We start from the raw sequence: 24,091 nt of genomic DNA, 5'->3' as shown, positions 1-24,091 counted from the left end.
GTCGGCGCGGGAGCACGCCCATGAGTGCGCTGCGCGAAGCCATGAGCCACGCCGTGCTCGGCTGGGTGAAACCCGAACTGGATGAGACCCTGCGCCTGGTGCGCCAGGAGATCGAGGCGTTCGTTGAAACGCCGTCCGACACCAGCCGCATGCGCTTCTGCGCGGGCTACCTGCACCAGGTGCAGGGCACGCTGCGCATGGTGGAGCTGTATGCGCCGGCCATGGTCGCCGAAGAACTCGAACTGCTGGCCAAGGCCCTGCAGGACGGCACCGCGGGCGACCGCGACGAGGCCTGCGCCACGCTGATGCGCGGTGCGGTGCTGCTGCCGGACTACCTGGAGCGCCTGCAGGAAGGCCATCGCGACATCCCGATCGTGCTGCTGCCGTTGCTCAACGAGATCCGCGCCTCGCGCGGTGCGTCGGGGCTCAACGAGAGCATGCTGTTCCCGCCGGGCAGCCGCGACGAAGCGGCGCCGAGCGAAGCCGAAATCGATCACGCGCGCAGCAGCCTCAGTGGCCGCAACCGCGAACTGCTCGACACCGTCGGCAACGCGGTGAAGGAAGAACTGCTGCGCGTGAAGGATGCGCTGGACCTGCACCTGCGCACCGGCAGCGATTCGAACGAACTGCAGTCGCAGGTCACCGAACTGGGCAACGTCGCCGATACGCTCGGCATGATGGGCCTGGGCGTGGCGCGCGACGTGGTGCTGCAGCAGCGGGACACGCTGCGCGACGTGGCCTCGGGTTCCCGCCCGGCCGACGAGGGCACGCTGCTCGACGTCGCCGGCGCGCTGCTGTACGTCGATGCATCGCTGGACGATCAGGTCGCCCGGCTGGGCAGCGGCGGTGACGCTGCGCCGGATCCGAGCGCGGCCGAGTCGCAGCGCACGGTCGAGGTGCTGGCGCAGGAAGCCATCATCAACTTCGCCGGCGCGCGCGAGCGCTTCGTCGCGTTCATCGAAACCAACTGGGATCACGCCGAACTGGCGGATGTCCCGCGCCTGCTGGACGAAGTGGCGGGCGCGCTGCGCATGCTTGAGCTCGGCCAGGCCGGCGACTACGTGGTCGGCGTCAAGCGCTACGTGAGTGGCGAGCTGATCGGCAAGAAGCGTGTGCCCGGTGGCCAGCAGCTGGACACGCTGGCCGACGCGATGGCCAGCCTGGAGTACTACCTGGAAGCGCTGCGCGAGCGGCGTCCCAACCGCGAGGACATCCTCGAAATCACCCGCGGCAGCCTGGAAGCCCTGCGCTACTGGCCGCTGCCGGCAGACGTCGCTGCGCCCGTGGAGGCACCCGCTGCCGAAGCGCCGGCCGTCACGCCGCCGCCAATCCCGGCCGTGCCCGCTACTCCCGAGCCCGCGCCGGAAGCGATCGCCGAAGCGCCTGCGCCGGTATCGTTCGGTGCGCTCTCTCTGGAGCCGCTTGACGCTGCTCCTGCGTCGGTGCCGTCGAGCGCCGGTGCGAATCCGTTCGATCCGGTCGGCTTCGAGGAAGCCGACAGCGTCGATGCTCCGTCGACGAGCGAGGCCGAGTCGCCCGCAGTACCCGCATGGACGGTCGATGCCGACGACAGCACGGCGGTCGATGCGCCGGCCGATGTCCCCGTCGAGGTAACCGAAGTAACGACAGAGATCGTCGAAGCGCCCGCGCCGGTCGTCGAGGCCGATGCGCTGCCCGACCTGCGCCACGAGATCGCCGCGGCTGCGGCCGCTGTGCCGTCCGCCATCGTGGGCGGCTTCGATGGCGACAGCACCGACATCGACGACGATATCCGCGAGGTGTTCCTCGAGGAGTTCGACGAAGAGATCGTCAACCTGCGCCAGCTGCTGCCGGCCTGGCGCAGCAACACCGAAGACCTGGAACGCCTGCGGCCGATCCGCCGCGTCTTCCACACGCTGAAGGGCAGCGGCCGACTGGTCGGCGCCAAGACCCTTGGTGAGTTCAGCTGGAAGGTCGAGAACATGCTCAACCGCGTGCTCGACCGCACGCGTGCGCCCAGTCACGCCGTCGAGGTCCTGCTGGAGCAGGCCTGCGATACGTTGCCGCAGCTCAACGCCGCATTGCGCGGGCAGGGCAGCGTCACGGCCGACCTCGCCGGGCTGCAGGATGTCGCCGACCGCCTCGCGGCCGGCGAGGACGCCTACTACAGCGCGGAGCCGGTGGTGCTGGACGAAGAGGTCGAGGTCATCGCGCCGGTGTCCACCGCGCCGGCGACCTTCGCCGAAGACGCGCCGGCCGTGTTCGAGCCGGAAGTCGAAGGCACGCCTGCGTCGGTCGACGCGGTGCTGCGTGAAATCCTGGAAGCCGAAGTCGACAACCATCTCGACACGGTCGACCACTGGCTGCAGAAAGCGCAGGTGGATGCCACGCCGGTCACCGAGGAACTGCTGCGCGCCATCCATACGATGAACGGTGCGCTGGCGATGGCCGACGTACCGGAGATTACCCACGTCACCTCGGCCGCGGAGCAGTACACCAAGCGGTTGCTGGCGTCGGGCGAGACGCCCACGCCGGAAGGTGTCGCCGCCTTCGCCGACACCGCGCAGGCAATCCGTCGCAGCGTGGCGGCGTTGCAGGCACCGTCGCCGCGTATCCCGCTGTTCGCCGCGCTGGCGGGCCAGCTGCGCGCGCTCAGCGAAAGCCTGCCCGACGTGCGCCACGGCGCGCAGATCGTGGACGATGCGCGACAGGGCACCTACGTCGGCCAGACGCCGATCGCGCCGCCGGTCGGCCCGTCCGACGTCGAGCTGCTGGCGATGGATCTGTCGGCCTACCTCGATGCCGAGGCGGCCAACGGTGCCGGTACGACGGCCACCAGTCCCGCTGGCGAAGCACGCCTCGAAGACGCGCCGGTTGAAGACATTGCCGACGCTGCGCCGCCGGTCGACGCGCTCGCCATCGAGCCGGAAACCCCGGCGCCGGTGGACAGCAGCGTCACCTTCTACGACATCGACTACCGCATCCTGCCGCGCTCGCACGCGCCGGAGGCAGAGGTTGCCGCAGCGGCGGGCGAAGAAGCCCACGATGCCGAGGCGCCAGCCGAGGTGGAAGAATTCGTGGTCGCCGAGGCCGACAGCGGTCTGGATGAAGCGGTCGACGCCGCTTCGACGGCAACTGAAGAGCCGGTACTGTCCGAGGCGGATGCCGCAGAACAGACGGCTGAGGACGCAGCCCCGGTCGCCGAAGAAGACGCACTGGCAGTCGATGCAGAACTGCCGGCGTTCCTGGCCGAGACGGATACGACGCCGGCGGAAGAAGCCCCTGCGGCTGACGCCGGGGATGTCATCCTGTCCGTGGCCGACGATGCAACGTCGGACAGCACAGTTACGGCGGACGTGATCGAGGAAGAAGCCGACGCCACCGTCGATATCGCCGAGGTCGAGGAAGTGGCGGACGCCATCGAGACCACCGACACCGGCGCCTACGAGGTGGAAGAGATCACGCTGGCCGGCGATGTCGTCGAGACCGACGATGCATCGTCGGTGGACTCCGACGCCGAGCCTGCTGCATCCGACGACAGCGTCGCCGTCGTCGAAGAGGATCGTGCGGAAGACGTCGTCCTCGAGACGGCCGATGCCGATGTCGCGCCGACCGTCGAAGCCGAAACGGCTGAAGAAACGCTGGTGGAAGCCGTGGCGGACGAGCCTGTCGACACGGCGGACACGATCGAACCCGCACCGCAGGACGTCGAAGCCGTTGCCTCCGTCGAAGTCGAGGAGTCTGCCGTGACCGCACCCGCCGACATGCCGGAACCGGAAGACGCACTCGACCTGACCGGGCTCGACCTGGACCTGGTCGAGATCTTCATCGAGGAAGGCAACGACCTGCTCGACCACTCCGACGACCTGATCGCCAAGCTGCGCGAGACGCCGGAAGACCGTGCGCTGATCACCAGCCTGCAACGCGACCTGCACACGCTTAAGGGCGGTGCGCGCATGGCGGGCATCCACGCCGTCGGCGACCTCGGCCACGCGATCGAATCGATGCTGGAATCGATCGCCGGCCAGCGGACCGAGCTGGACCGTCGCGCCATCCAGTTGCTGGAGCGCGGCTTCGACACGCTGCACGCGCAGCTGGCCCGCGTCACCGCTCGCCGTGCCGTCACGATTCCGGACGGCATGATCGCCGAGTTCAATGCGCGTGCCCGTGGCATCGAACTGCCGGACGCACCCGCGACGTCGGACGCCCCCGTGGCACCGGTCGAACTCGCACCGCTGTCGGCCCCGATCGACACCGATGCGGCCGCGCCGGTCGAGGAAGAGTTCTTCCCCGTCGGCCAGCAGGAGCAGGTGCGTGTCCGCGCGGACCTGCTGGACCGCCTGGTCAACAACGCCGGCGAAGTCGCGATCTACCGCGCCCGCCTGGAGCAGCAGCTGGGTGCGTTCCGCGGCGCGATGGCGGAACTCGACCGCACCAACATCCGTATGCACGACCAGCTGCGTCGTCTCGACCTGGAAACGGAGGCGCAGATCGTCGCCCGTTACCAGCGCGAGCACGACAAGCAGGATCCGACGTTCGATCCGCTGGAACTGGACCGCTTCTCCACGCTGCAGCAGCTGAGCCGTGCGCTCGCCGAATCGGCCGCCGACATCAGCGGCCTGCAGGGTGTACTCGACGATCTGGCGCGCCAGTACGACAGCCTGCTGCAACAGCAGTCGCGCGTCAGCTCGGAACTGCAGGATGGTCTGATGCGTGCGCGCATGCTGCCGTTCGAAGGCATCGTGCCGCGCCTGCGCCGCGTGCTGCGCCAGGCCGCGACCGAGACGCACAAGCAGGTCAGCCTGCAGTTCTCCGGTACGCACGGCGAAATGGACCGCAACGTGCTGGACCGCATGACCGCGCCGCTCGAGCACCTGCTGCGCAACTCGGTCGCACACGGTCTGGAAACGCCGAAGGAACGCCGCAAGGCCGGCAAGGCTGAAGAAGGCACCGTGCACGTCGCGCTGCGCCGTGAAGGTTCGGAAATGGTGCTGGAGGTGTCCGACGACGGCGCCGGCCTGAACCGCGACGCCATCCGCAAGCGCGCCGAACAGCGCGGCCTGCTGCAGCCGGGTGCCGTGCTGCCCGACACCGCGCTGGACCGCCTGATCCTGGAGCCGGGCTTCAGTACCGCCGACAAGGTCAGCCAGCTGGCCGGCCGTGGCGTGGGCATGGACGTGGTCTACAACGAAGTGCGCCAGCTGGGCGGTTCGCTGGAAATCAGCTCGGTGCCGGGCAAGGGCGCGACCTTTACCCTGCGCCTGCCGCAGACGCTGGCGGTCAGCCAGGCGGTGTTCGTGCAGATCGGCGAAACGCAGTTCGCGGTGCCGGTGGCGGCGGTCAGCGGTATCGGCCGCATCAGCCACGCCCGCTTCAGCGCGGGCGCCGGCAGCTACCACTACGCCGGCGAGGACTATCCGCTCTACAACCTGGGCCACCTGGTGGGCCAGGGGCCGGCGAAGGCCGAAGGCCAACCGCAGGTGCCGCTGCTGCTCGTCCGCTCGGGCGACCTGCGTGCCGCCGTGGCGGTCGACCAGGTGCTCGGCAACCGCGAAATCGTGGTCAAGCCGGTGGGTCCGCAGATCTCCTCGATCCCGGGCATCTACGGCGCGACCATCACCGGCGACGGCAGCGTCGTGGTGATCCTGGACGCCGCCCCGCTGGTCCGCCGCCATCTGGCGCAGCCGCAGGAGCCGGCACAGCAGGTCGCGGCGGTCGAACAGCGCCGCGTGCCGCTGGTGATGGTGGTCGACGACTCGCTGACCATGCGCAAGGTCACCAGCCGCGTGCTGGAACGCCACAACTTCGAAGTCAGCGCCGCGCGCGACGGCGTCGAAGCGCTGGAAAAGCTGGAAGAGCGCGTGCCCGACCTGATGCTGCTCGACATCGAAATGCCGCGCATGGACGGTTACGAGCTGGCGACCGCGATGAAGGCCGATTCGCGCTTCAAGGACGTGCCGATCGTGATGATCACCTCGCGTACCGGCGACAAGCATCGCCAGCGCGCCTTCGACATCGGTGTGCAGCGCTACCTGGGCAAGCCGTACCAGGAGCTCGACCTGATGCGCAACGTGTACGACCTGCTGGGAATCGCCCGTGTCCGTGAGTGAAGCAAAACGCGTTGCCCTGCTGGCGCGCCCGGGCGAGGCGCGCGAGCGCCTGCGCGTGGCGCTGCACGAGGCGGGTGCCGAGATCGTGCTTGAAGACGACCCCAATACGCTCGACGCCGATGCGCTGGGTAGCAGTGCGCCGCAGGTGGTGCTGGTGGCGCTGGAACCGGCCATCGAGGACAGCCTGGAGCGCTTCGACAGCGTGCTGCACGATCCGGCCGTCGCAGTGATCTTCGACGAGGCCGACCTGGCCGCGCGCCGCCAGGGCTGGGATGCCCAGCGCTGGGCCCGCCATCTGGCCGCCAAGCTGCACGGCCATCGCGACGTACTGCCGCCGGGCCGCGAGGAAGACGTGGGCCTTCAGCTGGAACCGGGCCTGCCGGTGACGCCGGCCCAGTTGCACGAAGGCGCCGAGATTTCGCTGCACCTTGAAGAAGCCGCCGACATGGCGCTGGAGTTGCCCAGCGACGACTTCGCCTACACCGGCAGCTTCCACGCACGCGAAGTGGACGAGCAGGTCGTCGATGCGGACGCATGGCTGCGTTCGGCGTCCGCGCCGGTGGAATCGGTCCCGCCACCGCTGCCCGATGTGCCGTCGGCCGGACCGCCGCCGTTGCCTGCTGCTCCTGCCGCACCCGCGTCCTCGGGCTTCGATCTGTCGAAGCTGGAACTGGAACCGCTGGACGGCGGTGGCGTTGCTGCCTCGGCGCGCGCGCAGGGCGCGGTGCTGGTGTTCGCCGGCATCGGCGGTCCCGATGCCGTGCGCAAGCTGCTCGCTGATCTGCCCACCGGCTTCCCGAAGCCGGTGATGGTGCACCTGCGCCTCGACGGTGGCCGTTACGACAACCTGGTCCGGCAGATGGAGCGCGTGGCGCACATGCCGGTATTGCTGGCCGAGGCCGGCAAGGCCGCCGAAGCAGGGCACGTCTACGTGTTGCCGGGCGACGTGGTGCCGTTCGTCGATGGCGGTGCGGTGAGTTTCCGCCCCGGTGCCGTGATCCATACGATGATCCCGCAACTGCCGCCGGCCGACAGCGCCGTGCTGCTGCTGAGCGGCAGCGATGTCGCCCTGGTCGACGCCACGGCGGCGCTGGGCAACGACGGCGCGCTGGTCATGGGCCAGTCGCAGGAAGGCTGCTACGACCCCGCCGCACCGAAGGCGCTCGCGGCGCGTGGCGCCGAACTCGGCACGCCCGCACAGCTGGCGCAACGCCTGACCGACCGCTGGTTCTGAGGAACATACGATGGCCCATTCCAACGACGAAATCCGCGGCGTCCTGATCCAGGCGGGCGAGCACCGCCTGCTGCTGCCCAACGCCACCGTCGCCGAAGTGCTGACGCGCGCGCCGGTCGAACCGGTCGCGGACATGCCCGACTGGCTGCCGGGCCGGATCGACTGGCACGGTTGGCCGGTGCCGCTGGTCGCGTTCGGCCGGCTGACCGGCAACACCAATGATCCGGTCGCGCTGAACAGCAAGATCGTGGTGCTGAAGGCGCTGAGCGGCGACAAGGATCGCCCGTACTTCGCACTGCTGACGCCGTCGTTCCCGCGTCTGGTATCGGTGCCGCGCGATGGCCTGCTCGCCGACGCGACGGAAGAAGACCTTCCCGTCGGCGTGAAGGTGCGCGTGCTGCTCGGCGACGAAGCTGCCGTGCTGCCGGATCTGGAAGTCGTCGAAGCGATGATCGGCGACGCGCTGGCGAACGCGGCCTGACGCGATTCCACGAGGTGGGCCTTCGCCCACGTCCGATCCACGCGAACACGACGCTTCGGCCCGCCGGCCTGGAGGCCTGATGTCGTGCGATGGCGGGCTCGGGCCCGCCCTACAGGTCGCCGAAGCGGGATTGCAGCGCAGCGATGGCCGCAAGGCCCGCGGTTTCGGTACGCAGGATGCGCGGGCCCAGGCGCAGCCCGGTGAATCCCGCGGCCGACAGGATGTCGCGGTCGCGCGGCGACCAGCCACCTTCCGGCCCTATCGCCACCACCACCGCGCCACGGGTGACCTGCACCGTGGCCAACGAGACCTCTCCGACAGGATCCAGTGTCAGCCGCATCGCGCCGGTATCGACAGCGCTCGCCGCATCGACCAGCGCTGCGGGCGCCGACAGCGTCGGCAAGCGTGCACGGCCGCTCTGCTCGCAGGCCGAGGCGATGACGCTGCGCCAGTGCGCCACGCGCTTCTCCGTGCGCTCGGCATCGAGCTTCACCTCGGTGCGTTCGGCCATCACCGGCACGACCGCGGCCACGCCGAGCTCGGTCGCCTTCTGCAGGATCAGGTCCATCTTCTCGCCGCGTGCGATGCCCTGCAGCAGGGTCACGTGCAGCGGCGATTCGTTGTCGATGGCGCGTACGCCGACGATGTCGGCCAGCACGCCGCGCTTGCTGATCGCGGTGATGCGGGCGTCGTAGTCATGCCCGTCGCCGTTGAACAGCACGCAGCCGTCGCCCTCGCGCATACGCAGCACGCGGGCAACGTGGTTGGCGGCGGTGTCGGGCAGTGCGATCGACGTGCCGACGGTCAGGCCGGTGTCGACATGGCAACGGGTCAGGCGCATGAGGTGGCCTCGTCGATGGCGTGGCGGGTGACGTCGGCGAGCAACTGCAAGGCGTCTTCATCCACGCAGTAGGGCGGCATCCAGTACAGCACGTCGCCCAGCGGTCGCAGTACCACGCCGCGCGCGAGCGCAGCGCGATAGGCCTTCAGGCCAATGCGGGCGGTGGTGGGGAAGGGCGTGGCCTTGTCGCCGTCCTGGGTCAGCTCGAACGCCAGCATCATGCCGGCCTGGCGGACGTCGGCCACGTGGCGATGCGTCGCCAGCGGCTCGGCAAGGGTCGCCATCGCGCGCGCAGTCACGCGGTTGCGCGCCAGCACGTCGTCGGCACGGAAGATCTCCAGCGACGCCAGCGCCGCGGCACAGGCCAGCGGATTGCCGGTGTAGCTGTGCGAGTGCAGGAAGGCGCGCTCGCGCGAATCATCGAGGAAGCCTTCATAGAGCGCCTGCGTGGCCAGCACCGCTGCCAGCGGCAGGAAGCCGCCGGTGAGGCCCTTCGACAGGCACAGCAGGTCGGGCATCACGCCGCTCTGCTCGCTGGCGAACAGCGTGCCGGTGCGTCCGAAACCCACCGCGATCTCGTCGGCGATCAGGAACGCGCCGTGGGCGTTGCACAGTTCCCGCACGCGGGTCAGATAGTCCGGGTGATGCATGCGCATGCCGCCGGCGCACTGCACGCGCGGCTCGACGATGACCGCGCAGACCTCACCCGGATGCTGTTCCAGCAACGTCGCCAGCGCATCGGCAGCGCGCTTGGCGCACTCGGCAGGCGATTCGCCCGGCTGCGCCAGGTAGGCATCGGGGGAGGGCGCGAACAGCGCTTCGGTCAGCAGCGGCGCATAGACCCGCCGGTACAGCGGGATGTCGCCCACTGCCAGCGCCCCCAGCGTTTCGCCGTGGTAGCCGTTTTCCAGTGCGATGAACTTGGTGCGGCGATGCTCGCCGCGGTTGTGGAACCAGTGGAACGCCATCTTCAACGCCACTTCCACGCCTGCCGAGCCGTTGTCGGCATAGAACACCTTGGCCAACGGCGCGCGGCCGGGCTGGCGTGGCGCGATCGCCAGCAGCCGTTCGGCCAGCTCCACCGCCGGCGCATGGGTGAAGCCGGCCAGCATGACCTGCTCCAGCGACTGCGCCTGCGCCGCGATGGCGGCGCCGATGCGCGGTTCCGCGTGGCCGAACAGGTTGGTCCACCAACTGCTCACCGCATCCAGGTAGCGCGTCCCGTCGTGGCCGACCAGCCATGCGCCCTCGCCACGGGCGATCGGTACCAGGGGCAAGGTGTGCGGGTGCTCACGCATCTGCGTGCAGGGATGCCACAGCACCGACAAATCACGGGCACGCCACTCGTCAGCCTCTGCTAGCATTCCCGTCTGATGATCCTGTTGTCGCATCCCCTCATGATATCGGGCACCGCCCCTTGCCGTCGCCACGCCTTGCGTGGCGCGTGCGGATGCCGCTCCATCGCATGAGCCGCCTGCCGACCATCCACGGGATCACCCAGCGCACCGACGGGCCGGACCGCCATGTCGAGGAGCTGGATCTGGAATTCAGCAACGGCGAGCGCCGCCGCTACCACCGTCTTCGCTCGCAGGGCCATGGTGCGGTCGTGGTGGTGCCGATGCAGGACGACGAGACGGTGCTGCTGGTGCGCGAATACGCCGCCGGCATGCACCGCTACGAACTGGGCCTGGTGAAGGGCCGGATCGACGCTGGCGAGACGCCCGAGCAGGCGGCCGACCGCGAACTGAAGGAAGAAGCCGGTTTCGGCGCGCGCCGCCTCGACGTGCTGCGTGCCCTGACCCTGGCACCCACCTACATGAGCCACCAGTCCTGGCTGGTGGTGGCAAGAGACCTGTACCCCGAGCGTCTGCCGGGGGATGAACCCGAGGAGTTGGAAGTAGTGCCCTGGAAGTTGCAAGACCTCGACCAGCTGATGCTGCGCGAGGATTTTTCGGAAGGTCGTTCGCTGGCGGCTCTGTTCATCGCCCGCGAATGGTTGAACGCGCGGACATGAGCCGGATGACCGCCGACCTGCACGAAGCCGTCATCGTCATCGCCCGCGAAGCGGGCCAGGCCATCATGGCCGTGTACGCAAACGCCTTCGACGTGCAGCGCAAGAACGACGACAGCCCGTTGACCGCTGCCGACATGGCCGCCCACCAGGCGATCACCGACGGTTTGCGCCGGCTGACCCCGCAGTGGCCGGTGCTGTCGGAGGAAGCCGCCGACATCCCATGGTCCGAGCGCAGCCAGTGGCCGACCTACTGGCTGGTGGATCCGCTGGATGGCACGCGCGAATTCATCAAGCGCAATGGCGAGTTCACCGTGAACATCGCGCTGATCGAACAGAACGAACCCATCTTCGGCGTCGTACACGCACCGGTGACCGGTGAGACCTGGCATGCGCGGCAGGGCCGCAATGCCTATCGCCGCGTCGGCGACGTGGACGCGCAGATCCGCACGCGTGCGCCTGCCACGGGCGCGCTGAAGGTCGCCGCCAGCCGCTCGCACCGCGACGCGCGCACGCAGGCATTCCTCGACGGCATGGGCGATATCGAGACGGTCGCGCTGGGTTCCTCGTTGAAGTTCTGCCGCATCGCCGAGGGCACGCTCGACGTCTACCCGCGCTTCGGCCCGACCAGCGAGTGGGATACGGCCGCCGCACAGTGCGTACTGGAAGCCGCCGGTGGCGCGCTGTTGGCGCCGGATGGTCGCGCGTTCCGCTACAACCGCCGCGAGACGCTGCTCAACGGCGACTTCGTCGCGCTGGGCGACATGACGCTGCCGTGGCGGACCTGGCTGGCGCAGGCGCAGGACGACACGAATGGACATGCCCGCAGCGCATGACGGCGACATCGCGCGGCTGCTGGCCATCATGGCCCGCCTGCGCGATCCCGACGGCGGTTGCCCGTGGGATCTGGAGCAGGACTTCTCGACCATCGCGCCGTACACGGTGGAAGAGGCCTACGAGGTCGCCGATGCCATCGATCGTGGCGACATGCCGGCGCTGAAGGACGAACTGGGCGACCTGCTGCTGCAGGTCGTCTTCCATGCGCAGATGGCGCAGGAGCAGGGTGCGTTCGCGTTCGGTGACGTCGTCGATGCGATCTGCGACAAGATGGTGAGGCGTCATCCGCACGTGTTCGGCGATGCCTCGTTCGCCGATGCCGAAGCCCAGACGGTCAACTGGGAAGCGATCAAGGCCGCCGAGCGCAAGGCGGCAGGTGAGGAAGATAACTCCGCGCTCGCGGGTGTTTCGCGCGGGTTGCCCGAATGGCAGCGCGCGGTGAAGCTGCAGTCGCGCGCGGCGCGCGTGGGCTTCGACTGGCCGGGCACGGCGCCGGTGATCGACAAGCTGCATGAGGAAATCGACGAAGTCCGTGTCGAACTCGCGGCCGCGCCATCGCCCGAGCGCGATGTGCGGCTCGAAGACGAGATCGGCGACCTGCTGTTCGTCGCCGCCAACCTGGCGCGCCATGCCAAGGTCGATGTGGGCGGCGCACTGCGCCGCGCCAACCTGAAGTTCGAGCGTCGGTTCCGTGCGATGGAAGCGTTGGCTGCCGAGGACGGCACCACCATGTCCGCGCTGTCGCTGGAGCAGCAGGAGGCGCTGTGGGCCCGGGTGAAGGTCGAAGAGCGCTCGCCGGACTGACGCGTGCCTGCGGTAGGCTTGCCGCATGAAGACCCTGCTGCTGTTCCTCGTCACCGCGCTGGCCGAGATCGTCGGCTGCTATCTGCCGTACCTGTGGCTGCGCAAGGAAGGCAGCGTGTGGCTGCTGGTGCCGGCGGCGGCCAGCCTGGCACTGTTCGCCTGGTTGCTGACGCTGCATCCCACGGCGTCGGGCCGTGTCTATGCAGCCTACGGCGGCGTCTACGTCACCATGGCGATCGCATGGCTGTGGGCGGTGGACGCGGTGAAGCCGACGCGCTGGGACCTGCTCGGCGCTGGCTTGTGCCTGGCCGGCATGGCGGTGATCATGTTCGCGCCACGCGCCGCCTGACCCTGTGGGAGGGGACATGAGCCGCTTCGCCAGCTTCCGCGAGTTCTATCCGTTCTACCTCAACGAGCACAGCAACCGCACCTCGCGGCGCCTGCACTTCATCGGCAGCTGCGGCGTGCTGGCGCTGCTGGTGCTGGCCATCGTCGAGCGCAACGCGTGGTGGCTGCTCGCGGCGCTGTTCTGCGGCTACGGCTTCGCCTGGGTGGGCCACTTCTTCTTCGAGAAGAACCGGCCGGCCACCTTCAAACACCCGTTCTATTCCTTTGCCGGCGACTGGGTGATGTTCAAGGACATCCTCACCGGCAAGATCCGGTTCTGACCTCAACGCCTTACTCGTAGAACATCAGGAATGCCGCGCCCACGATCAGCGCGAAGGCCGCGTAGTGGTTCCACTTCAGCGGCTGGCCCAGGTACCAGGTGCTGAAACCGGCGAAGACCAGCAGGGTCAGGATTTCCTGGATCGTCTTCAGCTGCACCACCGAATAGACCGCGCTGCCCATGCGGTTGGCCGGCACCATCAGCGTGTACTCGAAGAAGGCGATGCCCCAGCTGGCCAGGATCACCACGAACAGGGGTGCCGACTTGTATTTCAGGTGCCCGTACCAGGCGAAGGTCATGAAGACGTTGGACGCCAGCAGCAGGGCGAGAGGCAGGACGCGTTCGAGCATGGCGGGGGCGCCGTCGGGAGAGGAGGGCGAAGCGTAATCCCAACTGCTGGCTGAATGGAAAGGGCGTCTTCACGCGGTGTCTACCGGTGCCCCGGTAGTTTCACAAACCTGAAGCCTTTTCAAAGGAGCCGTCATGCGACACAGTCAGGAAACCGCGGGTCTGGTGCTGGTGGTGGAAGACAACCGCAATATCTCCGAGATGATCGGGGAGTATCTGGAAGGTCGCGGTTTCGAAGTCGACTACGCCACCGACGGCCTGGACGGTTACCGCCTGGCGGTGGAGAACAGCTACGACGTGCTGGTACTCGACCTGATGCTGCCGCGCCTGGACGGCATGGAAGTCTGCAAGCGGCTGCGCACCGAGGCGCGCAAGTCCACGCCGGTGCTGATGCTGACCGCGCGCGACACCCTGGACGACAAGCTGACCGGCCTGAGCTCCGGCGCCGACGACTACCTGACCAAGCCGTTCGCGATCCAGGAACTGGAAGCCCGCCTGCGAGCGCTGATCCGCCGCGAGCGCCGCCAGGTGGGTGCCGAAGTGCTGAAAGTCGCCGACCTGGTGCTCGATCCGGTCAGCATGCGCGCCACCCGCGGCGGCACCGAACTGATGCTCTCGCCGATCGGCCTGCGCCTGCTGACGATCCTGATGCGCGAGTCGCCGCGCGTCGTGACGCGCCAGGAGATCGAGCGCGAGATCTGGGGCAACGGACTGCCGGATTCGGACACGCTGCGCAGCCACCTGTACAACCTGCGCAAGGTAATCGACAAGCCGTTCGACAAGCCGCTGCTGCATACCGTGCAGAGCGCGGGCTACCGTATCGCCGACATCGGCTGACCCGCCCGTCGGCGCGCGGCATACTCCCGCCTTCGCCCGACGACCTCCCATGCGCCAAGGCCTGCCCCGCAAACTCAGGATCGCCTTCATCCTGCAGGCCGTGATGGTCAGCCTGGCTATCGTGCTGGGCGTCTACCTGATTTCGGCGGTCATCAAGCACAGCCTGATGAACACCGCGCTGCAGGAAGAAGCCGCGCATTTCTGGGAGCTCTACAGCGCCAGCACGGCGCAACCGCCGCCGAACACCTTCAATCTGCGCGGCTACCTGGTGGTGAAGGGGCACTCCAACCTGGTGCTGCCCGAAAACCTGCGCGATCTCACCCCGGGCTTCCACGAGCTGAAGGCCGACGACCTGCTGGTGCTGGTCGACGAGCAGCCGCAGGGTCGCCTGTACCTGGTCTTCCTGCGCTCGCAGGCCGAGCGGCTGGCGTTCTACTTCGGCACGGTGCCGATCATCATGACCCTGGTCGCGATCTATCTGGTGTCGTGGCTGACCTATCGCGCGTCCAAGCGGCTGGTGTCGCCGGTCAGCTGGCTGGCGCGGCAGGTGTCCGAGTGGGACCCGCGCCGCCCCGACGTCAGTGCCCTGGCCGCCGATCGCCTGCCGAACGATGTGCAGGGCGAAGCACGCCAGTTGGCCGCCGCGCTGCACGGGCTGGCCCAGCGCGTCAGCGCACACGTCGCGCGCGAACGCGACTTCACCCGTGATGCCAGCCATGAGTTGCGGACGCCGCTGACGGTCATCCGCGTGGCCACCGACATGGGCATGGCGGAGGATTCGCCGCCGCGCGTCGCGCGTGCCCTGCAACGCATCCAGCGCGCGGGTCGCGACATGGAAGCGGTGATCGACGCCTTCCTGATCCTCGCCCGCGAGGCCGAGGTGGAACCGCAGAGCGAGGACTTCGACGTCGCCGACATCGTGATGGACGAAGCCGAGAACGCGCGCACGCTGCTGCTCAACAAGCCGGTCGACCTGGAGGTCACGCTGCATGCGCGCCCGCGCCTGCATGCGCCGCCGCGCGTGTTCCAAGTGGTGGTCAGCAACCTGCTGCGCAACGCCTGCGCCTATACCGACCGCGGTCGCATCGACGTGCTGCTGGAGCCGGACCGTGTGGTCGTGCGGGACACCGGCATCGGCATGTCGGCCGAGTCGATGCAGCGGGTGTTCGAACCCTTCTATCGGGCCGATCCCTCGCGCCCGCACGGCAGCGGCCTCGGGCTGTCCATCGTCAGTCGCCTGTGCGACCGCTTCGGCTGGAAGATCGAGCTCGACAGCGAGCTGGGACGCGGAACCACGGCGACGATCCGCTTCGTTCCGTAATCTATACGGGAACTGACCGGCGCCGCAGGCTGTCAACGCGGCGGCCTCCGGCGCGTTCCCGTTCCCGACTCCCCACTCTCCAAGCCGACTCACTGCATGAGCCAGCCAGCACGCACCGCCCCCCGCAAGAAATCCCCCCTGCCCAAGATCCTGCTCGGGGTCGCTGTTGTCGCGATCCTCGGTGCTGGGGCGTGGTACTGGACCGCACGCAAGGCCGACGGCGCCGAGAGCGCCTATCGCACCGCGACCGTCGAGCGCGGCGACATACGCGTGGCCATCTCGGCCACCGGCACCCTGAGCGCCATTTCCACCGTCACCGTCGGCAGCCAGATCTCCGGCCAGGTCACCGACGTGCTGGTCGACTACAACAGCGAGGTGAAGAAGGGCGAGGTGCTGGCGCGCATCGATCCCAGCACCTACGAGGCGCAGATCGAACAGGGCAATGCGCAGATCGCCAACGCCCAGGCCAGCCTGAAGCAGGCGCAGGCCACGCTGGCGAATGCCGAACTCGATTACACGCGCAAGGCCGACCTCGGCACGCAGAAGCTGGTCGCGCAGAGCGACGTCGACCTGGCCCGCGCCGCGCGCGACCAGGCGCGCGCACAGGTCAACGCGGCGCAGGCGTCAATCCGCCAGCAGACGGCGTCCACCCAGACCACCCGCGTCAACCTGGACCGCACCGTCATCCGTTCGCCCGTCGACGGCGTGGTGCTGACCCGCACCATCGAGCCGGGCCAGACCGTGGCCGCCAGCCTGCAGGCGCCGGAACTGTTCACCATCGCCGAAGACCTGTCGAAGATGAAGATCGAACTGGCCGTCGACGAGGCCGATATCGGCCAGGTCAAGGTCGGGCAGGCGGTATCGTTCACTGTCGACGCCTTCGCCGATCGCCAGTTCCGCGGCGAGGTGCAGCAGGTGCGCCTGTCGGCCACCACCACCAGCAACGTGGTGACCTATCCGGTGGTGGTCAGCGTGGACAACAGCGATGGCACGCTGCTGCCGGGCCTGACGGTCAACGCCGAGATCGAGGTCAGCAAGCGCGACAACATCCTGAAGATCTCCAACGCCGCGCTGCGCTACAAGCCGACCGGCGAGGAAGCCAACGCGACGGCCACCACGCAGGCGCCGCAGGGCGGCCAGAACCGAGGCGGCAGCGGCGTCAGTGACGACCTGGTGCGCGTGGCCGGCAGCCTGCAGCTGAAGCCGGAACAGCAGGCCGCGTTCGACACCGCGCTGGCGGCATTGCGCGAGCGCCAGGCCGCGCGTGCGGCGCAGGCGCAGCAGCGCGGTGGCGCGAGCATGTTCGGTGGACCGGGCGGTGGCCCGCGTCCCGGCGGCAACAGCAGTGGCGGCGGCGCCATGCAAGCGCAGATCCGCCAGCGCATGGCCGAGCGCATGCAGCAGGATTTCGCGCCGTTCCGCGCCACCCTGGACGATCAGCAGAAGCAGCGCTGGGATGGCGAACTGCGCACATTGCTGGGCGCCAAGCGCGCGCCCATCTACAAGCTGGTCAACGGCAAGCCCGAGATGGAGCAGGTGCGCGTGGGCGCCAGCGACGGCACCAGCACCGAAGTGTCCGGCGCGGTGAAGGAAGGCGATGTGGTGGTCGTGGGCGAGCGCGCGAAGGAATGAGCATGCCGTCCGCGAAGGTCGACGACCGCGTGCCGGTCATCCAGACGCATGCGCTGGGCAAGGTGTACTCCGCCGGTACCGAGGCGGAAGTGGTCGCCTTGCGTGGCGTGGACATGCGCGTAGACCGTGGCGACTTCGTCGCCATCATGGGGCCATCCGGTTCGGGCAAGTCCACGCTGATGAACCTGATCGGTTGCCTGGACACGCCCAGTGATGGCCATTACCTGTGCGACGGCATCGATGTGGCCACACTCGACGCGGAGCAACTGGCTATCCTGCGCCGGGAGAAGATCGGCTTCGTGTTCCAGGGCTTCCACCTGCTGCCGCGCATGACCGCGCTGGAGAACGTGGCGATGCCCTTGGGCTACGCGCAGGTGCCGCCCGGCGAGCGCGCCGAGCGTGCGCGCCAGGCGCTGGCCGCGGTGGGTCTGGCCGAGCGCGCGGGCCATCGCCCCAATGAACTCTCCGGCGGACAGCAGCAGCGCGTGGCGATCGCGCGCGCGCTGATCAACCAGCCGCCGATCCTGCTGGCCGACGAGCCCACCGGTGCGCTGGACAGCAAGACCGGCGAGGAGATCCTGGCGCTGTTCAAGCGCCTGCGCGATGACGGCCACACCGTCATCCTGATCACCCACGACGCCGAAGTCGCCGCGCATGCCGACCGCATCCTGGTGATGCGCGATGGCGAACTGCACGAAGACACGGACCACGCGGGAGGCCGGCCATGAAGTTCTCCGACATCCTGCGCACCGCGTTGCATGCCTTGCGCGGCAACTGGATGCGCAGCGCACTGACCTCGCTGGGTGTGATCATCGGCATTGCCGCCGTCATCGTCATGGTGTCGGTGGGCCAGGGCACGCAGGCCGAGATCCACAAGCTGGTGTCCGGCCTGGGTTCGCAGCGCCTGGACATCAGTCCGGGTGCGGGCCGCGGTCCTGGCGGTGGTGGCGTACGCATGAGTTCCAGCAGCTTCTACACGCTGAAGGAAAGCGACGTGGACGCGATCCGCAACGAGATCCCGGAAGTGCAGTACGTGGCCGGTGCGTTGCGTGGCAACACGCAGATCGTGTTCGCCGAGAACAATGCCTCGACCAGTTGGCAGGGTGTGCAGGCGGATTTCTTCGACATCAACAGCTGGGTCATCGCCAACGGCGAAGGCTTCGACGCGCAGGATTACTCCAGCGCCGACAAGGTGGTGATCCTTGGCGAAACCGTGCGACGCACGCTGTTCGGCGAAGACAGTGGCGTCGGCCAGACCGTGCGCCTGGGCCGCGTGCCGTTCACCGTGGTGGGCACGCTAGCGCCGAAGGGGCAGGGCGGCTTCGGGCAGGACCAGGACGACGTGATGATGGTGCCGCTGGAAACCGCGCGCCGCCGCCTGATGGGCTCGATGGGGTTGCCGCCGGGCGCCGTGCAGCAGGTCGCGCTGACCGTGGCCGATGCCAAGGACCTCAGCTACGTGCAGGGCGAGGTAGAAGCGCTGCTGCGCCAGCGCCACAAGATCAATCCGGGCGAAGAGGACGACTTCAACGTCCGCAATATCTCCGAGATCGTCGCGACCCGTACCGCGACCACCAAGCTGATGTCGCTGCTGCTCGGCGCGGTGGCGACCATTTCGCTGATCGTCGGCGGCATCGGCATCATGAACATCATGCTGGTGTCGGTGACCGAGCGCATCCGCGAGATCGGCCTGCGCATGGCGGTCGGTGCGGGACCGGGTGACGTGCGACGGCAGTTCCTCGCCGAAGCCATGCTGCTCTCGCTGGGCGGCGGTGTGCTGGGCATCCTGATCGGCGTGGTCGGTGCGTTGCTGGTGGGCAAGTTCAGCGAGTTGCCGGTCGCGTTGAACGGGCAGGTCATCGGCCTGGCTGCCGGCTTCTCGATCGCCACCGGCCTGTTCTTCGGCTACTACCCGGCACGCAAGGCCTCGCAGCTCGATCCCATCGAGGCGCTGCGCTCGCAATAGGCCATCGGTGGGGGCTGGTGCGGTGCGGGGGCGGGAGTATGCTGAGGGCCCGTCGCGCCCTCCGGTGGTGCCTGCGCCATGAGCCCGCATTCGTCCCGCCGGCCGCTTGCACTGGCCATCCATGGAGGCGCCGGCGTGATCGAGCCCGGCAGCCTGGGTGCCGAACTGGAAACCGCGATCCACGCCGAACTCGCACGTGCGCTGGATGTCGGCCACGCCATCCTCGCCACCGGCGGCAACGCGCTGGATGCGGTGGAAGCGGCAGTCACCGTGCTGGAGGATTCCCCGCACTTCAATGCCGGTCGCGGCGCGGTGTTCACCGCCGAGGGCCGGCACGAACTCGACGCGTCGATCATGGACGGACGCCACCGTCGTGCCGGTTCCGTGGCGGGCGTGATGACGGTGCGCCATCCCGTGCGGCTGGCGAGGCGCGTGCTGGAGGATTCGCCGCACGTGTTCCTGATCGGCGATGGCGCGGAGCAGTTCGCCGACACCCAGCCGGGCATCGAGCGCGTACCGAACGGCTGGTTCTCGACCGAAGCACGGCGCGCGCAGTTGCGTGATGCGCAGCAGCGCGAACAGCAGGCCTGGCACGGCAACGACGATCTGCGTGGCAAGTACTTCGGCACGGTCGGCGCGGTGGCGCTTGACGGTCGCGGGCACCTTGCCGCGGCCACCTCCACCGGCGGCATGACCAACAAGCGCTGGGGCCGCGTCGGGGATTCGCCGGTGATCGGCGCGGGTACCTGGGCCGATGCGCGCTGCGCGGTGTCGTGCAGCGGCTGGGGCGAGTTCTACATCCGCAATGCGGCGGCCCACGACATCGCCGCACGCGTTGCCTACCGCGGTGACCGCCTGCGCGATGCGGTGGAGGACGTCATCCTGGGCGAGGTGCCGCAGCACGGCGGCGACGGCGGTGCGATCGCGGTCGACCGCGACGGCAACCTCGCGCTGATCCTCAACACGCGCGGCATGTACCGCGGTTGGGTGCGGCCTGACGGCACGCGCGGCACCGCCATCTACCAGGACGTCTGAGTGACGGCATCGTCGGGAGACAGGGACGACGCCCTGACGCTCGCGGTTCACCGCACGCTCCGTGCCCAGGCCCTGCGGCTGTGCCGGCGTGCGGATGAAGCAGACGATCTGGTGCAGGAAACCCTGCTCGCCGGACTGGTCGCCGGCCGCCACGATCTGCCCTGGCTCTCGGGCGTGTTGCGCCGTCAGGCAGCGATGGCTGCGCGTACGGCGGTCCGCCGACGCCGGCGTGAAGCACAGGCGGGACTGTTGGGAGGCGACACCATTGAACCGGTAGCGCTGCAGGAATCCGGAGCGCCGTCGACGCACCTGCCCTGGCTCGCGATTTTGCCGCCCTCTGCGCGGCGGCTTGCAGTGCTTGCGTTGCATGGACTGTCGGCGGACGAGATCCGCTGGATCCTGCGTATCGAACCGACGGCATTCCGCCAGCGCCTGACCCGTATCCGCAAGGCGCTCGCCGCACAGTCTCCGACGGCGCGGGCGGAGAGCATCGCGCTGGCGTACGTGCGCGACCCGGCGCGCAGCGTCGATCTCCCGTTCGGCCTGGCCCGGCGCGCACTGAAGGCCGCGATGCAGGCTGGTGAGGGGCTGGGGACGCACGATCCGGACGGGCACCTGATCCTGATCGACGCCGGTGCTCACACATCGCCTTCCCGCGGCAACGGACAGAAGGGAATCACACAGGAGGACATCCCATGCTCACGCACTGCAAGGTAGGCGCCATCGTGTTCTTCGTCTCCGATCTGGCCCGGTCGGTGGCGTTCTATCGTGACACCCTGGGCCTCCCGATCGACGCCATGGACGGGCATGACGGCCCGTTCGCGATGGGCGAGGTAGGGGAACTGGCGCTGGTGTTCATTCCGCGGCCGGCGCGTGCGGGCGAATCGCCGGTTGTCGTTTTCAGCCTCGATGGCGGCATCGACGACCATGCGGAGGCGTTGGCTGCCAAGGGGGTGGAGATCGTGGTGCCGGTCAGCGAGGCGCCCGATGGCGGGCTGACGCTGGATTTCCTCGATCCGGACGGCAACATGCTGAGCCTGCACCAGAACGAGGGCGCACCGCGCCGGCGTTGACCTGCCGGCGCGCGCGAGTGGTCACTTCACGTAGGGAGTGATCACCCGCTGCCAGATGTCGTAGCCGGCGGCATTCATGTGCAGCCGGTCTTCGACGAACAGCGCCTCGTCCGGTTGGCCGCTGGCGTCCAGCATCGGGGTGAAGATGTCGATGTAGTCCACGCCCAGGCGCTTGGCTTCGGCGGCTACCAGTGCGTTCGCTTCACGTTGCGCCGGCAGCAGCTGTGCGCGCGACGGGCTTGGCTTCGTGCTGATATAGGCGATCTTCGCTTTCGGCAGGTCGCGGCGCACGCGCTCGACGAACGCGACGAAATCCGCGTGCACCTGCTGCGGGGTGCGGCCGGCGTGCAGGTCGTTGTCGCCGGCGTAGATCAGGATCTGCCGCGGCGCGTAGCGCACGATCGTCCGGTCCGCGTACCACGTGCTGTCGCGCAGTTCGGAGCCGCCGAAGCCGCGGTTGATCACCGGTACGCCGGGAAAGTCCTGCGCCAGCGTGTCCCACAGGCGGATCGACGAACTGCCCGTGAAGACGACCCCGCCGCGCGGCGGGGGCGACTGCGCATCCTCGGCGGCGAAGCGCTGCATGTCGGTCTCCCATGCCGCATTGGATACCTGCTCCGGGATGCGCGGCGCGGTTGTCGCGGACGCGGCCGGGCCCTCCGACACGGGGCCGGACGCCGTGGACGGGCTGCCGGCACAGGCGGTGAGCAGGGCGAGCAGGGCGCCGGCAAACACGGCAGGACGCAGGGGGGTCGGCAAAGGCACGGGAGAAGGCTCCTTCGGTTCAGGCGAACCCTAGTGGACCAGCCGGGGACGGGTGATGCAAACCGGCGCGGGGCCACGTTGTGGCAAAATTGCAGCCTTGGCGCGACGCCCGCGCCTGTTCCACCCGATCCGACGCCCGCTGGCACAGGCTCCGCCTGACCGGCCGGGGACGATGCGGGGCCTCCTTCGCATCGACCCACCCATGGCTGACGAAACCGGACATCTTCCCCGCGGCCCCGGCCGCATCCTCAAGGCCGCGGTGTGGTCCATGCAGGGCCTGCGTGCGGCGTGGACCCATGAGTCGTCGTTCCGCCTCGAGGTCTATCTGCTGGCCGTGATGGCGCCGCTGGCATTGTGGCTGGGCCAGGACGGCATCGAGCGCGCGCTGCTGATCGGCAGCTGCCTGCTGGTGCTGGCAGCCGAACTGCTGAACTCCGCCGTGGAAGCCGTCATCGAGCGCTACGGCCCGGAACACCACGAGCTCGCCGGCCGCGCGAAGGACATGGGCTCCGCCGCCGTCTTCGTGCTGATGATGAACGTCCTGCTGTGCTGGGGCCTGATCCTCGTGCCCCGCTACCTCTGAACTCCTGATCTGAACCAAGGTATTCCCCGATGATGGAACTGCTAACCGATCCGCAGGTGTGGATCACGCTGATCACGTTGAGTGCGATCGAGATCGTGCTGGGCATCGACAACCTGGTCTTCATCTCCATCGCGGTCAGCAAGCTGCCGCCGCATCAGCGCGAAGTCGCGCGCAAGTTCGGCATCGCCGTGGCGTGCATCACCCGCATCCTGCTGCTGCTGACGCTGGCTTGGCTGGCTGGCCTGACCAGCGACCTGTTCACCCTGTTCGGCCAGGGCATCTCGGTGCGCGACCTGGTGCTGATCCTCGGTGGCGTGTTCCTGCTGGTGAAGGGCACCAAGGAAATCCTGGAACTGGTGAAGGGCGAGCCCGATTCGGAAGACGTGCACACGCGTCCGGCCGTGTCGTTCGCCGGCGTGATCGCGCAGATCGCGGTGATCGACATCGTGTTCTCGCTGGACTCGGTGATCGCCGCGGTCGGCATGGCCAACCACACGCCGGTGATGGTGGCGGCGATCCTGCTGGCGGTGGCGGTGATGCTGCTGGCGGCCAAGCCGCTGGGCCAGTTCATCGACAACAACCCCACCATCAAGATGCTGGCGCTGGCCTTCATCGTGGCGGTCGGTGCCTACCTGCTGCTGGATGGCTTCGAGATGCACATCCCGAAGGGCTATCTGTACGGTGCGATGGGCTTCTCGGCGCTGGTCGAGTGCCTCAACCTGTGGGCGAAGAAGCGCGCCAACCAGCGCATGCTGCGCGAGTAAGCATCCACTGCCACCGCGTTCTCCAGGAAGGGCTCCCGTCGGGAGCCCTTCTGCTTTCACGGCCGACTAACAACGCACGGCATTGCCCGGACGACGCTTGCGCGGTCATGGGCAAGGTGCTGCAATCGGCGCGTCCTTTCCAGGGAGTGCCGTGCCATGCGTTCGTTCTCGCGGATGTGGTTGCTGGTGATATTGACCGTGATGCTGTCCGGCTGCGGCTACAACGCCATCCAGCAGAAGGATGAAGCGGTGAAGGCAGGCTGGTCGGAAGTGCTGAACCAGTACAAGCGCCGCGCCGACCTGATTCCCAACCTGGTCAAGACCGTGCAGGGCTACGCCCAGCAGGAACGGCAGGTGCTGACCGACGTCACCAATGCGCGTGCCCGTGTCGGCCAGATCCAGGTCAACGCCGACGATGCTGCCTCGCTGCAGCAGTTCCAGCAGGCGCAGGGCGAGCTGTCCGGTGCATTGAACCGGCTGCTGATGGTCACCGAGAACTACCCGAACCTGAAGTCCGACCAGTCCTTCCGCGATCTGCAGGCGCAACTCGAAGGCACCGAGAACCGCATCACCGTCGCGCGTGGCCGTTACATCCAGACAGTGCAGGACTACAACACCTATATCCGGCAGTTCCCGCAGGTGATCACCGCCAAGATCACCGGCGCGAAGGAGAAGCCCAACTTCACGGTCGAGAACGAGGCCGCGATCTCGGACGCACCGGCGGTCGATTTCGGTGCGCCCGCGCCTTCCGCACCACAGGCTCCGACACCGCCGCCTCCGCCGTCGCCGGACAACTGATCGCC

The 24,091-nt window shown here is 68.4% G+C and carries 23 protein-coding genes; 19 read left to right on the top strand and 4 right to left on the bottom strand.

Annotation, left to right across the window (positions count from 1 at the left end; translation table 11 throughout):
- Nucleotides 1-20: 20 nt before the first annotated feature.
- Genes IB225_RS05705 through IB225_RS05695 form a run of 3 tightly spaced genes read left to right on the top strand, consistent with a single transcriptional unit; the run spans nt 21 to nt 7,804 of the window.
- Entirely contained in the window at nt 21-6,089 is a 6,069-nt protein-coding gene (locus IB225_RS05705) for an Hpt domain-containing protein (RefSeq protein WP_192310228.1), read from the top strand.
- Complete coding sequence (locus IB225_RS05700) at nt 6,076-7,323, top strand: chemotaxis protein CheB (protein WP_192310227.1); 1,248 nt, start codon at nt 6,076-6,078, stop codon at nt 7,321-7,323. The genes IB225_RS05705 and IB225_RS05700 overlap by 14 nt, the downstream gene beginning before the upstream one ends.
- Nucleotides 7,324-7,333: 10 nt before the next feature.
- The gene (locus tag IB225_RS05695; protein WP_192310226.1) at nt 7,334-7,804 is read left to right on the top strand and encodes a chemotaxis protein CheW; all 471 of its coding nucleotides are present in this window, start codon (nt 7,334-7,336) and stop codon (nt 7,802-7,804) included.
- A gap of 109 nt (nt 7,805-7,913) precedes the next feature.
- Here IB225_RS05695 and IB225_RS05690 read toward each other — a convergent pair whose 3' ends face one another.
- Entirely contained in the window at nt 7,914-8,645 is a 732-nt protein-coding gene (locus IB225_RS05690) for a 16S rRNA (uracil(1498)-N(3))-methyltransferase (protein ID WP_192310225.1), read from the bottom strand.
- Entirely contained in the window at nt 8,636-10,036 is a 1,401-nt protein-coding gene (gene bioA / locus IB225_RS05685; RefSeq protein ID WP_192310224.1) for an adenosylmethionine--8-amino-7-oxononanoate transaminase, read from the bottom strand. Before bioA ends, IB225_RS05690 begins: the two co-directional genes overlap by 10 nt.
- A 74-nt stretch (nt 10,037-10,110) precedes the next feature.
- Between bioA and nudE the strand changes: the two genes are divergently transcribed.
- Genes nudE through IB225_RS05660 form a run of 5 tightly spaced genes read left to right on the top strand, consistent with a single transcriptional unit; the run spans nt 10,111 to nt 12,965 of the window.
- Entirely contained in the window at nt 10,111-10,659 is a 549-nt protein-coding gene (gene nudE, locus IB225_RS05680; protein ID WP_162337791.1) for an ADP compounds hydrolase NudE, read from the top strand.
- A complete protein-coding gene (gene cysQ / locus IB225_RS05675) occupies nt 10,656-11,492 on the top strand; it encodes a 3'(2'),5'-bisphosphate nucleotidase CysQ (protein WP_192310223.1) in 837 nt (278 codons plus the stop codon). Before nudE ends, cysQ begins: the two co-directional genes overlap by 4 nt.
- Nucleotides 11,476-12,297 carry a nucleoside triphosphate pyrophosphohydrolase gene (gene mazG / locus IB225_RS05670; protein WP_192310222.1) on the top strand — a complete coding sequence of 274 codons (822 nt, stop codon included), beginning with the start codon at nt 11,476-11,478 and terminating at the stop codon, nt 12,295-12,297. Before cysQ ends, mazG begins: the two co-directional genes overlap by 17 nt.
- A gap of 25 nt (nt 12,298-12,322) precedes the next feature.
- Nucleotides 12,323-12,646 (top strand): YnfA family protein, encoded by a 324-nt coding sequence (locus IB225_RS05665; RefSeq protein WP_192310221.1) that lies wholly within the window; start codon nt 12,323-12,325, stop codon nt 12,644-12,646.
- A 16-nt stretch (nt 12,647-12,662) separates the two neighbouring features.
- Nucleotides 12,663-12,965: a DUF962 domain-containing protein gene (locus IB225_RS05660; protein WP_192310220.1), complete on the top strand. Its 303-nt coding sequence runs from the start codon at nt 12,663-12,665 to the stop codon at nt 12,963-12,965.
- Nucleotides 12,966-12,975: 10 nt separating this feature from the next.
- Here IB225_RS05660 and IB225_RS05655 read toward each other — a convergent pair whose 3' ends face one another.
- On the bottom strand, nt 12,976-13,314 hold the full coding sequence (locus IB225_RS05655) for a DMT family protein (RefSeq protein WP_192310219.1): 339 nt from the start codon (nt 13,312-13,314) through the stop codon (nt 12,976-12,978).
- Between the two features lie 133 nt (nt 13,315-13,447).
- Between IB225_RS05655 and IB225_RS05650 the strand changes: the two genes are divergently transcribed.
- From IB225_RS05650 to IB225_RS05615, 8 genes are all read left to right on the top strand, one after another.
- The gene (locus tag IB225_RS05650) at nt 13,448-14,149 is read left to right on the top strand and encodes a response regulator transcription factor (protein WP_055940490.1); all 702 of its coding nucleotides are present in this window, start codon (nt 13,448-13,450) and stop codon (nt 14,147-14,149) included.
- A 49-nt stretch (nt 14,150-14,198) separates the two neighbouring features.
- On the top strand, nt 14,199-15,470 hold the full coding sequence (locus IB225_RS05645; protein WP_192310218.1) for a HAMP domain-containing sensor histidine kinase: 1,272 nt from the start codon (nt 14,199-14,201) through the stop codon (nt 15,468-15,470).
- A 96-nt stretch (nt 15,471-15,566) separates the two neighbouring features.
- Entirely contained in the window at nt 15,567-17,102 is a 1,536-nt protein-coding gene (locus tag IB225_RS05640; RefSeq protein ID WP_192310217.1) for an efflux RND transporter periplasmic adaptor subunit, read from the top strand.
- A 2-nt stretch (nt 17,103-17,104) separates the two neighbouring features.
- Complete coding sequence (locus IB225_RS05635; protein WP_225583279.1) at nt 17,105-17,830, top strand: ABC transporter ATP-binding protein; 726 nt, start codon at nt 17,105-17,107, stop codon at nt 17,828-17,830.
- Nucleotides 17,827-19,068 (top strand): ABC transporter permease, encoded by a 1,242-nt coding sequence (locus tag IB225_RS05630; RefSeq protein ID WP_192310215.1) that lies wholly within the window; start codon nt 17,827-17,829, stop codon nt 19,066-19,068. The genes IB225_RS05635 and IB225_RS05630 overlap by 4 nt, the downstream gene beginning before the upstream one ends.
- A gap of 78 nt (nt 19,069-19,146) precedes the next feature.
- Nucleotides 19,147-20,103 (top strand): isoaspartyl peptidase/L-asparaginase, encoded by a 957-nt coding sequence (locus IB225_RS05625; RefSeq protein WP_192310214.1) that lies wholly within the window; start codon nt 19,147-19,149, stop codon nt 20,101-20,103.
- On the top strand, nt 20,104-20,820 hold the full coding sequence (locus IB225_RS05620; protein WP_192310213.1) for a hypothetical protein: 717 nt from the start codon (nt 20,104-20,106) through the stop codon (nt 20,818-20,820). It begins immediately after the preceding gene.
- Nucleotides 20,799-21,176, top strand: a complete 378-nt coding sequence (locus IB225_RS05615; RefSeq protein WP_192310212.1) for a VOC family protein — start codon at nt 20,799-20,801, stop codon at nt 21,174-21,176. Before IB225_RS05620 ends, IB225_RS05615 begins: the two co-directional genes overlap by 22 nt.
- Nucleotides 21,177-21,197: 21 nt before the next feature.
- On the opposite strand, the gene IB225_RS05610 is transcribed toward IB225_RS05615, so the two are convergent.
- Complete coding sequence (locus tag IB225_RS05610) at nt 21,198-21,842, bottom strand: SGNH/GDSL hydrolase family protein (protein ID WP_345776596.1); 645 nt, start codon at nt 21,840-21,842, stop codon at nt 21,198-21,200.
- Between the two features lie 301 nt (nt 21,843-22,143).
- Between IB225_RS05610 and IB225_RS05605 the strand changes: the two genes are divergently transcribed.
- The 3 genes from IB225_RS05605 to IB225_RS05595 all read left to right on the top strand — a co-directional run bounded on the left by IB225_RS05605 (nt 22,144) and on the right by IB225_RS05595 (nt 24,086).
- Complete coding sequence (locus IB225_RS05605; protein WP_192310211.1) at nt 22,144-22,524, top strand: diacylglycerol kinase; 381 nt, start codon at nt 22,144-22,146, stop codon at nt 22,522-22,524.
- A gap of 29 nt (nt 22,525-22,553) precedes the next feature.
- Nucleotides 22,554-23,288: a TerC family protein gene (locus tag IB225_RS05600; RefSeq protein ID WP_192310210.1), complete on the top strand. Its 735-nt coding sequence runs from the start codon at nt 22,554-22,556 to the stop codon at nt 23,286-23,288.
- 156 nt (nt 23,289-23,444) lie between these two features.
- Nucleotides 23,445-24,086 carry a LemA family protein gene (locus tag IB225_RS05595; RefSeq protein WP_192310209.1) on the top strand — a complete coding sequence of 214 codons (642 nt, stop codon included), beginning with the start codon at nt 23,445-23,447 and terminating at the stop codon, nt 24,084-24,086.
- Nucleotides 24,087-24,091: the final 5 nt, after the last annotated feature.

Origin of the sequence: Pseudoxanthomonas sp. PXM02, from assembly GCF_014851805.1 — a bacterium.
Lineage (GTDB): Bacteria > Pseudomonadota > Gammaproteobacteria > Xanthomonadales > Xanthomonadaceae > Pseudoxanthomonas_A.
Note: the sequence above shows the minus strand (reverse complement) of the source record. Positions and strands in the feature narration are given on the sequence as shown.

Bases quoted from the DNA above. Each gene is read 5' to 3' on its own strand.
- IB225_RS05600 (WP_192310210.1), top strand. From the start codon at position 22,554: ATGATGGAACTGCTAACCGATCCGCAGGTGTGGATCACGCTGATCACG.
- nudE (WP_162337791.1), top strand. From the start codon at position 10,111: ATGAGCCGCCTGCCGACCATCCACGGGATCACCCAGCGCACCGACGGG.
- IB225_RS05630 (WP_192310215.1), top strand. From the start codon at position 17,827: ATGAAGTTCTCCGACATCCTGCGCACCGCGTTGCATGCCTTGCGCGGC.
- IB225_RS05645 (WP_192310218.1), top strand. From the start codon at position 14,199: ATGCGCCAAGGCCTGCCCCGCAAACTCAGGATCGCCTTCATCCTGCAG.
- IB225_RS05695 (WP_192310226.1), top strand. From the start codon at position 7,334: ATGGCCCATTCCAACGACGAAATCCGCGGCGTCCTGATCCAGGCGGGC.
- IB225_RS05605 (WP_192310211.1), top strand. From the start codon at position 22,144: ATGGCTGACGAAACCGGACATCTTCCCCGCGGCCCCGGCCGCATCCTC.
- IB225_RS05665 (WP_192310221.1), top strand. From the start codon at position 12,323: ATGAAGACCCTGCTGCTGTTCCTCGTCACCGCGCTGGCCGAGATCGTC.
- IB225_RS05635 (WP_225583279.1), top strand. From the start codon at position 17,105: ATGCCGTCCGCGAAGGTCGACGACCGCGTGCCGGTCATCCAGACGCAT.
- bioA (WP_192310224.1), bottom strand. From the start codon at position 10,036: ATGCGACAACAGGATCATCAGACGGGAATGCTAGCAGAGGCTGACGAG.
- IB225_RS05615 (WP_192310212.1), top strand. From the start codon at position 20,799: ATGCTCACGCACTGCAAGGTAGGCGCCATCGTGTTCTTCGTCTCCGAT.
- IB225_RS05660 (WP_192310220.1), top strand. From the start codon at position 12,663: ATGAGCCGCTTCGCCAGCTTCCGCGAGTTCTATCCGTTCTACCTCAAC.
- IB225_RS05650 (WP_055940490.1), top strand. From the start codon at position 13,448: ATGCGACACAGTCAGGAAACCGCGGGTCTGGTGCTGGTGGTGGAAGAC.
- cysQ (WP_192310223.1), top strand. From the start codon at position 10,656: ATGAGCCGGATGACCGCCGACCTGCACGAAGCCGTCATCGTCATCGCC.
- mazG (WP_192310222.1), top strand. From the start codon at position 11,476: ATGCCCGCAGCGCATGACGGCGACATCGCGCGGCTGCTGGCCATCATG.
- IB225_RS05655 (WP_192310219.1), bottom strand. From the start codon at position 13,314: ATGCTCGAACGCGTCCTGCCTCTCGCCCTGCTGCTGGCGTCCAACGTC.
- IB225_RS05705 (WP_192310228.1), top strand. From the start codon at position 21: ATGAGTGCGCTGCGCGAAGCCATGAGCCACGCCGTGCTCGGCTGGGTG.
- IB225_RS05625 (WP_192310214.1), top strand. From the start codon at position 19,147: ATGAGCCCGCATTCGTCCCGCCGGCCGCTTGCACTGGCCATCCATGGA.
- IB225_RS05640 (WP_192310217.1), top strand. From the start codon at position 15,567: ATGAGCCAGCCAGCACGCACCGCCCCCCGCAAGAAATCCCCCCTGCCC.
- IB225_RS05690 (WP_192310225.1), bottom strand. From the start codon at position 8,645: ATGCGCCTGACCCGTTGCCATGTCGACACCGGCCTGACCGTCGGCACG.
- IB225_RS05595 (WP_192310209.1), top strand. From the start codon at position 23,445: ATGCGTTCGTTCTCGCGGATGTGGTTGCTGGTGATATTGACCGTGATG.